We start from the raw sequence: 7,375 nt of genomic DNA on the forward strand, positions 1-7,375 counted from the left end.
CTCACTATCACTTGTTTTCACTGCCTTTGCTTTAACTGGATCGACAGGCCTGCGTTGCCGTCCTGTCCTTTTCCACAGTATAGGCTTTCAGGCGTCCGCCAATCCCCGAAAAAAAGGCAGAGATTTGCGTGAAAACTCACGCAAACCGAAATTGAATGCGGTCACATTTCCAAAACGCATGCAGGAAGCACCTTCTAACCAAATTGGACCCCTCATTTTCTTTCAGATTGGACGGTTTCACACCTCTTTTCATTTGCTAAAATTATCAGCAATATACGAAACGACAAGGAGGACTTCCTGATGAGATACAAACCGAATTACGCCCCGGGCCCGACCGAGGTGCGCGAAAATGTGCGCTTGGCCCGTGCGAAAAGAACCAACAACAGCGACTTCGACAAGGCGTTCGTGCGCTATTACCGTGAGGTCAGCCAAAAAATGGGTAAAGTCATGGGCACCACCAATGAGGTCCTGCTGCTTGCCGGTGAAGGGATCTTGGCTCTGGAGGCGGCTTGCGCGAGTCTGACGGAACCCGGCGACCGCGTGCTCGTGCTGGACAACGGCATCTATGGCGAAGGCTTCAAGGATTTCGTCAGCATCTATGGCGGCGTACCGGTCGTCCTGAGCTTCGATCACCGCAGCGGCATCACTGCTGACGCGGTACGCGCCTATCTGGAAAAGGATTCTGACTTCAAATATGCCACCTTGGTCCATTGCGACACGCCGACATCGGTACTGAACAACGTGGCTGAGTTATGTCCTTTACTGAAGGAATACGGCATCTTGACGGTTGTCGATTCCGTAGCAGGAATGGTCGGCGAGCCGATCAACGTCGACGCAAACAGGATCGACATCTGCTGCGGTGGAACCCAAAAAGCCATTTCGGCACCGGTCGGACTGGCCATTGTCTCGGTCAGCGCAGACGCCCAAAAAGCGATGGACAATCGCAAAACGCCGATTGCTTCCTTCTATGCCAATCTGCAGGTATTCAAAGGCTACGCCGAAAAAGAATACTTGCCTTACACGATGTCCGCTGGCGATGTCGCGGCGCTGGATGCCGCTCTGGACAATATCCTGGAAGAAGGCATCGAGATGGTTTTAGCACGCCACGACAGGATTGCCTCTGCAGTGCGCGAAGCCGCCCAAGCATACGGCTTGGAGTTATTTTTGGATTCCGACGGTTCCAACACCGTCACCGCCATCCGGATTCCGGCAGAAATTGGGGCTTTGCGCCTGCAGGAGCACCTCAGCGAAACCTACAATCTGCTTGTCGCCACCTCGTTGGCACAATATGCAGATGTGATTCTGCGCATCGGCCATATGGGCGAGAATGCCTTCGTCGATAAACTTATCTATGTGCTGTCCATCATCGACAATGGTCTTCGCGACCTCGGCTTCGCAGGAAATGGCGATTTGGCCCAACTATTCATTGAAAGCTATAAGGAAAACAATTAGGAGGTTTCACTATGCAAAAAGCACAAGGTTATTCAAACACACGCACTTATGATTTGGTTTTGACGGCAATTTTGATTGCCCTCGTATTTGTTGCTACAGTCTTTCTGAACATCAAATTGCCTATCACGGCAAACGGCGGATTGATCCACCTCGGCACGGCGATGCTCTTCCTCGCATCCATCCTTTTCGGACCGAAAAAAGGCGCCATCGCCGGAGCGGTCGGCATGGCCATCTTCGATCTTATGGCCGGCTGGGTTCTGTGGGCTCCCTTCACGTTGGTTACGCGTGGTCTGCAAGGCTACCTGGTCGGTAAATTGGCCTGGTCGAAGGGGCGCCAAGGGAACAGCCTTGCTGTGAATCTTTTGGCCACGTTGCTTTCGGTTCCCATCATGCTGGTCGGTTATTATTTATGCGAATGGATCCTTTACGGAAATCCCATCACACCGTTCGCTTCGATTCCTGGAAACCTTGTTCAGAATGCGGTCGGAATCGCCATTTCCTTGCCGCTATCGGCAGTATTGAAGAAAATGAAACTTTCTGCACGATAACATTCAAAAACAGGCCTGCCTCCTTAGCTGGAGGTAGGCCTGTTTTTTGTTGTGATCCCTCGCTGGCTGGAGAAGCGAGACGGCCTGCGTGCGTAGCTCCGATGAAGGCTCCGCTCACCGGAGAACGCCGGTAACATCTGGACTGAACTCCGACGAAGCTGCCCTCATCGGAGAATAAAATTCAGAATGTGGGCCGAACTCCGGCGAAGCCTCTGTTCGCCGGAGAAGAAAACGCTGCGCAGAAAATTACCGGGTAACGACAAAAAAACGGAGCCGCCCCGCGATGAGGCTGCCCCGATTCCCATTCGCTATTATTCTTTTTTCTATCGATGCTCTATGCCTGACAGTCGGGTAGCCGCTCCCGAGGCGGCCTATCTACTAATCTACTGATTTTCTGTTCGTATCTTTTTCCACATTAGTCAAATAGATAACGATGATTAAAATGAACAGTAGAAATAGGACGCTGGTTCCTACCGTACCTAGGCCAATACCACCATCAGCATGTGGCTGTGACAGAAAATCCCCTAAAGATGCGCCGAAAGGACGGGTCAAGATATAGCCGATCCAGAAAGCCAGCACGGCATTTAACTTATAGCGGTAATAAGCCAGAAAATCTATCAGGATAAGCGCTGCGAACATAATCGCTGCTTTCCAGTAGCCGATGTCAAGTCCCTCTGATATCAGATCCCCCCCTGCAGTCCCTAATGCAAAGGTGAATAAAACAGTGCACCAGTAGAAGATTTCGCGCTTGACAGTAAGGATGGAATGGATGGACAATGTCTTCTCACTCCTGTACCAAACTGCAAAGGTAGCAATGAGCGCTATGCTGAACACAATAGTTGTCACCACCAAAGAAACGCCTAAATTATCGGTGAGATTATCCGTGATCAAGGTACCCACAATGCTGATCAATACTACTGTAAGCCAGTATATTTTAGGGACGTATTTTTTCGCTTTGAACTGATAGAACAGCGCGATGATTAAGAATATGCTCATGATGACGGTAGTGATTGTCAATCCCAGTTTAAGGGTTTCGCTCAGAAAATCCGCTGCTGTTTCGCCCACTGTGGTAGCCATGATTTTGATGATCCAAAAGAAAATGGTAACCTCAGGAACCTTATTGAGCATCTTTTCGGCTAGTAAAGAACCCGTGGATGCCTCATCAAAAGCTAATTTGCTGTCCGTACTGTTTATTTGATTCATTTTTGCACACACCTTTCTTATCCATACTTGTTATTACCCTTTTCCGCCAAGCTTTCTCTTCGTATTCCTCCATTACTATATCGTTGCATTCTAAACGAAACATGCGGAAAGTCTAAACAATTTATAAACCCCACAAAAAATGCAAACAAGAGTCGAAAAATTTCTCGGCTCTTGTTTGCATTTTTTTAAGGATGAAAGCAATCTCACGGGACTGCATAAGGTTACTGTATGCATTTTCTCTCGGCAGCCATAGAACACGTCACTGCATCCAACGCCTTTATCCGTTATTTGTCGTTTCCGATTTCAAGCGTCTGGATTCTAAAAAAATCATTATGATGATTGCTGCATCTATGATGATGGTCAGTAACAGCAAATCTGACTGGCTGTTCATGTAGATATAGGTTTCATAGGCAACAAAGAGTCCAAATACAAGCATTGCAAGGGGGTAGGACCACATTATTTTCTTCCACAGCAGCCCAATCACTGCCAATTTGATTGCACCATGCAGCAGCAGATAAATCGCAACCGAATGTTGTGAACTGATTGAAAGATTTTGGCCGATCCCAATGAAATAGTTCATCACAATATCCTTGGGATCTTCTCTCAACTCAGGAAGTGCAATCATATGGATAACGCGATTAAGCCGTTCATGACTTAGAGTAAGCATCAGGCAGCCGCCAACAAATTCCACGAGCGCATTGATAGCCTTAATGCCCAAGCCAATATAAAAGCCGATGTTGATGACTGAATTTTTATTAAGCTGTTTTCCCATAGCCATCTCCCTTTCGTGCGTACCCTACCATCTTAGATTATAATCCAGCATTTCATTTAAAGCTAACAGGGCGATGTTTTCGCTTCAATTCCCGTTGTTATTTGAAAAACTAAATTCCCGTTGAGAATTTATCCTTAGCCGGACACCGATTAAAAAAAAGAAAAGCCGTTGACTCCGTTGCCTGCCAATGGCTTTTCCGCTTTCGCATCTATAGAATCATGCCTACTGCTTCTTTCTTTTCAAATGCCATTTCTTGATTGTACCTTTGCAGTGTTTCGCTGTAGATTTCGAGGACTTGGTCGGCGAACGCCACGGCCGAAAAGGAAGCCGCTATCCTGCGGGATGATTTTCCCATCTCATTTTTCAAATCTGGGTTGTCCATCAATCTTTCGAGGAATTCTGCAAACTCTTTTCGGTCCTCATACTGCTTCCCGTTCTGTTCATCAAAAATGATCGCATCGAGACAAGCATCTTTCCTGCACACTGTAGGCAAGCCATTAGCGATGGCTTCGATATAGGTCAAACCCTGAGTCTCGCTGGTGGATGCACTCACAAAAACATCAGCCAGTTGATAGTATTCGTTTACTTTCTCAGGCTCAATCATCCCCGTAAATATGATCTTATCCGCCATACCGCATTCTTTCGCAAGATTTTCAAGTCTTTCCCTATCCGGGCCGTCGCCCGCAATCACCAGTTTGATTTTTCCTGAGCCCACTTCAGCCACGTTCTGAATCAGTTCGTCCACATTTTTCTCTTTTGCCAATCTTCCGAGTGAAAGGACTACAAAATCATTTTCGGGGATGGCCAATTGCCTTTTTAATTCATCAATCCGTTTTTTTCCGACTTGTTCAGCGTATATTTTCAAATCAATACCGGTTGGGATCGTATAGATCGGCATCCCTACAGCATAACTTTCCAGCAAGTTTTTCACTTTTTCGCTGGGGGCTATCACTGCGTTTGTTTTGCTAAGGATTTTTTTGGAAAGCCTGCGTACCGTTATTTTTCCGAAAGCACGATTCGGTGAAAAATAATGCGTGTAATCTTCATAGACTGTATGGTAGGTATGAACAATCGGGATGTGCAGCTGCTTTGCGATCCGCTGTGCAAGTGCAAAGGTACTGAATTCGAAGTTTGTATGGATGATATCCGGATGCCATGCCAGTATTTCTTTCACTTCTGCACCGCCCATCGTACGCATGAATCTTGCCTCCGGATAAATTTTGCCGGCACTGACAGAGGGGACATAGTAGACGGTATCATCTGGGTACGCCAATGAACAGTTCTGTTCCAATGTCAGAACCCTTACATCATGACCTTTTTTCAGTAATTCTTTTTTTAAATTTAAAACAGAGGTAACGACCCCATTTACAGTCGGTGAGTACCAATCTGTGGCAATCAGGATTTTCATGACATTCTCTCCTTAAATCTTTCGCACAAGCTGAGCTTATTGTTTGGAGCCTTTTTTGTATCGTGCGGTCAGATACCTTACTCCGTAAAAAGCAGCTGCTGCAGCAGCTAACCCAAACAACGCCCCAGCCAATACGTCAGATGGGTAATGGACATATAGGTACATTCTTGAGAAGCCGATCAAACTAGCTAAAACGAGGGCGGCTGTTCCCGATTTCTTGTTGTACAAAAACAAGGAACCCGCTGCAGCAAAGGACGTGAATGTATGTCCGGACGGGAAGGAGTAATCGGTCGGATTAGGTATCAAGAGTTTCACGCTAGGATCAATCCAATTCGGCCTGGGCCTCGCCACAATATTCTTCAGCAGGACATTCCCAAAAATGATAGATATGAGTAGAGATACCAACATTGTCAGACCATATATCCGATATTTTGGAATGACCAGTAGAACGAGGGCCAAGGCAATCCAGACCATCCCCCCATTACCTAAAGTTGTGAGGAACAGCATAAGCTGATCCAGCAACGGTGTATGGAAGCTTTGTAAAGTATTTAAAAATGAGAGTTCCACGCTGAATGCTCCTTTTGCAATGCTGTTTTTTTAGATCAGATTATTTAATGAGCGCCTGCATGACAGTACTTAGGCCCATACTGTAAAGAAAGATAGAGAAAGGCTTTGCAAGGACGATGATGGCGGAAAACTTCTTAACGGAGATGGTGCTGATGCCTGATAAATAGCAAAGCAGATCATCCGGTGCCACCGGCAGGAAAATCAGAACAGCCAGCATTTTATCGAAGCCATGATCGGAATCCAAATATTTGCTGTAGCGGTCATAGAATTTATCCCCCGTCACCTTTCGAATAAAATCAGGGCCATACGCACGGCCAAGCAAAAAAGCGATGATGGAGCCCAAACAAATGCCGATGTAGTTATAGATAAACCCATTAATTGGGCCGAACATAGCAATCCCCAATACACAGCCGAGCGCTCCCGGAATGATGGGGACAACTACTTGGATCACCTGCACCAAGATAAAAAGCAAAGGGGCGGTAACAATGCCGTAATGCCCCAGCCAAGCTGCCATTTTGACCCCAGAAGTAAAGATGCCCAGGTTCCATCCATAGATGATGAAGCCAATTGACAGCATGCCACCAATGATCGAAATGCTGTTTTTATTTTTGAACAGCCAATCTTGGGCAGACAGGCTCTTGGAGCCAACAATTGCAGACTCTTTCGAGCTGACCGTCATTTTTTTCGCATCCATCATGCTCATCCTTTCCAGACAACTTCTTTGTTCTCTCTTCAATATAGCGTAGCGTTCTAAACAAACCATGCAAAAATTCTAAACAATTCATAAATTACGCAATCAAGCTGATAGGGACATTATCAGGCAACAGCCAAAAAGAAGGGCAACATCTGAAAAGATGCTGTCCGCCTTCTTTTTAGCTGTTGCCTATGTTCGGGAAAAACACATGTTGCCCCCGACTACGCTGCAGATCAGAAATATGATCTAGTCCGCAGCTATTTTTTATGCTTCATGGTTGTGATGAGAACCGGTATCAAGGAGACAGCCACAATTCCTAAAACGACAACCGAGAAATGATCGGCAACAAACGGGAGATTGCCGAAGAAGAAGCCGGCCAGAGTGCCTAACGCGACCCAACAAATGCCGCCGATGATATTAAACAGCGCAAAATGGGAATAGCGCATGCTGCTGGCACCTGCGGTAAAAGGAATGAAAGTGCGGATGAAGGGAATGAAACGGCCAAGGAATATCGTGGAACCGCCATTGGCATTAAAGAACCTTTCCGCCTTCGACAGTTTTTCTTGGTCTACCAGTTTCGAAAAACGCGGATATTTCGCTAACTGGTGGCCGATTTTCTTACCGATTTCATAATTCCACCACTTTACAAGTAATTAAAAATTGTGCTTTTCTTCAACCCATTGTTCATAAGCCTTTAGGAGTGCCAGCGATTTAATCCTATTTTCGATGGA

The 7,375-nt window shown here is 46.4% G+C and carries 8 protein-coding genes; 2 read left to right on the forward strand and 6 right to left on the reverse strand.

Annotated elements, in window-relative coordinates; translation table 11 throughout:
• The first annotated feature begins 300 nt into the window (after window positions 1-300).
• Both C8U37_RS13550 and C8U37_RS13555 read left to right on the forward strand, forming a co-directional pair.
• Window positions 301-1,452, forward strand: coding sequence for a pyridoxal-phosphate-dependent aminotransferase family protein (locus tag C8U37_RS13550; RefSeq protein WP_108033745.1), 1,152 nt, complete (start codon window positions 301-303; stop codon window positions 1,450-1,452).
• Between the two features lie 11 nt (window positions 1,453-1,463).
• A complete protein-coding gene (locus C8U37_RS13555; RefSeq protein ID WP_108033746.1) occupies window positions 1,464-2,000 on the forward strand; it encodes an ECF transporter S component in 537 nt (178 codons plus the stop codon).
• A gap of 378 nt (window positions 2,001-2,378) precedes the next feature.
• Here the strand turns inward: C8U37_RS13555 and C8U37_RS13560 are convergent, their stop codons facing one another.
• The 6 genes from C8U37_RS13560 to C8U37_RS14515 all read right to left on the reverse strand — a co-directional run bounded on the left by C8U37_RS13560 (window position 2,379) and on the right by C8U37_RS14515 (window position 7,270).
• Window positions 2,379-3,203 carry a COG4705 family protein gene (locus C8U37_RS13560; protein ID WP_108033747.1) on the reverse strand — a complete coding sequence of 275 codons (825 nt, stop codon included), beginning with the start codon at window positions 3,201-3,203 and terminating at the stop codon, window positions 2,379-2,381.
• A gap of 277 nt (window positions 3,204-3,480) precedes the next feature.
• Window positions 3,481-3,975, reverse strand: coding sequence for a DUF2127 domain-containing protein (locus C8U37_RS13565; RefSeq protein ID WP_170100313.1), 495 nt, complete (start codon window positions 3,973-3,975; stop codon window positions 3,481-3,483).
• A 208-nt stretch (window positions 3,976-4,183) separates the two neighbouring features.
• The gene (locus C8U37_RS13570) at window positions 4,184-5,383 is read right to left on the reverse strand and encodes a glycosyltransferase family 4 protein (RefSeq protein WP_108033749.1); all 1,200 of its coding nucleotides are present in this window, start codon (window positions 5,381-5,383) and stop codon (window positions 4,184-4,186) included.
• 36 nt (window positions 5,384-5,419) lie between these two features.
• Window positions 5,420-5,950 (reverse strand): phosphatase PAP2 family protein, encoded by a 531-nt coding sequence (locus C8U37_RS13575; RefSeq protein ID WP_108033750.1) that lies wholly within the window; start codon window positions 5,948-5,950, stop codon window positions 5,420-5,422.
• Between the two features lie 40 nt (window positions 5,951-5,990).
• On the reverse strand, window positions 5,991-6,527 hold the full coding sequence (locus C8U37_RS13580) for a TVP38/TMEM64 family protein (RefSeq protein ID WP_245879849.1): 537 nt from the start codon (window positions 6,525-6,527) through the stop codon (window positions 5,991-5,993).
• A 374-nt stretch (window positions 6,528-6,901) separates the two neighbouring features.
• Window positions 6,902-7,270, reverse strand: coding sequence for a DedA family protein (locus C8U37_RS14515; RefSeq protein ID WP_342749386.1), 369 nt, complete (start codon window positions 7,268-7,270; stop codon window positions 6,902-6,904).
• Window positions 7,271-7,375: the final 105 nt, after the last annotated feature.

It is taken from the genome of Trichococcus patagoniensis (assembly GCF_003051085.1).
In the GTDB taxonomy this organism is placed as follows: Bacteria; Bacillota; Bacilli; order Lactobacillales; family Aerococcaceae; genus Trichococcus; species Trichococcus patagoniensis.

What these genes read in the sequence shown, in the direction of transcription:
- C8U37_RS13550 (WP_108033745.1), top strand. Translation starts at nt 301, where the DNA reads ATGAGATACAAACCGAATTACGCCCCGGGCCCGACCGAGGTGCGCGAA.
- C8U37_RS13555 (WP_108033746.1), top strand. Translation starts at nt 1,464, where the DNA reads ATGCAAAAAGCACAAGGTTATTCAAACACACGCACTTATGATTTGGTT.
- C8U37_RS13560 (WP_108033747.1), bottom strand. Translation starts at nt 3,203, where the DNA reads ATGAATCAAATAAACAGTACGGACAGCAAATTAGCTTTTGATGAGGCA.
- C8U37_RS13565 (WP_170100313.1), bottom strand. Translation starts at nt 3,975, where the DNA reads ATGGGAAAACAGCTTAATAAAAATTCAGTCATCAACATCGGCTTTTAT.
- C8U37_RS13570 (WP_108033749.1), bottom strand. Translation starts at nt 5,383, where the DNA reads ATGAAAATCCTGATTGCCACAGATTGGTACTCACCGACTGTAAATGGG.
- C8U37_RS13580 (WP_245879849.1), bottom strand. Translation starts at nt 6,527, where the DNA reads ATGCTGTCAATTGGCTTCATCATCTATGGATGGAACCTGGGCATCTTT.